Raw genomic sequence first — 543 nt, 5'->3', positions numbered from 1 at the left:
TTTCCAGGTGGGTTTCGAGCTTAGATGCGTTCAGCTCTTACCCCGTGTCGCGTGGCTGCCCGGCACGTGCCCTCTCGGACAACCGGTACACCAGTGGCGACCATTCGTAGTTCCTCTCGTACTATACGAACGTTCCCGTCAGGTACCAATGACACCCCCAATAGATAGCAGCCGACCTGTCTCACGACGGTCTAAACCCAGCTCACGACCTCCTTTAATAGGCGAACAACCTCACCCTTGCCCGCTGCTGCACGGGCAGGATGGAGGGAACCGACATCGAGGTAGCAAGCCACCCGGTCGATATGTGCTCTTGCGGGTGACGACTCTGTTATCCCTAAGGTAGCTTTTCTGTCATCTATCGCCCGCATCGGGCGGGCTGATAGGTTCGCTAGACCACGCTTTCGCGTCAGCGTTCCTCGTTGTGGAGAACACTGTCAAGCCATCTTTTGCTCTTGCGCTCTTCTCCGGATCTCTGACCCGGATGAGATGGCCTTGGGGCGCGCTCGATATCTTTTCAAGCGCGTACCGCCCCAGTCAAACTGC

The 543-nt window shown here is 57.3% G+C and carries 1 rRNA gene; it reads right to left on the bottom strand.

Annotated features, from left to right (window positions below):
- Window positions 1-543: ribosomal RNA gene (locus ACFR9U_RS21320) — 23S ribosomal RNA — on the bottom strand; the annotation flags it as partial.

This window comes from Halorientalis brevis (assembly GCF_042678165.1).
Lineage (GTDB): Archaea > Halobacteriota > Halobacteria > Halobacteriales > Haloarculaceae > Halorientalis > Halorientalis brevis.
This window is presented reverse-complemented; position numbering and strand designations above follow the sequence as displayed.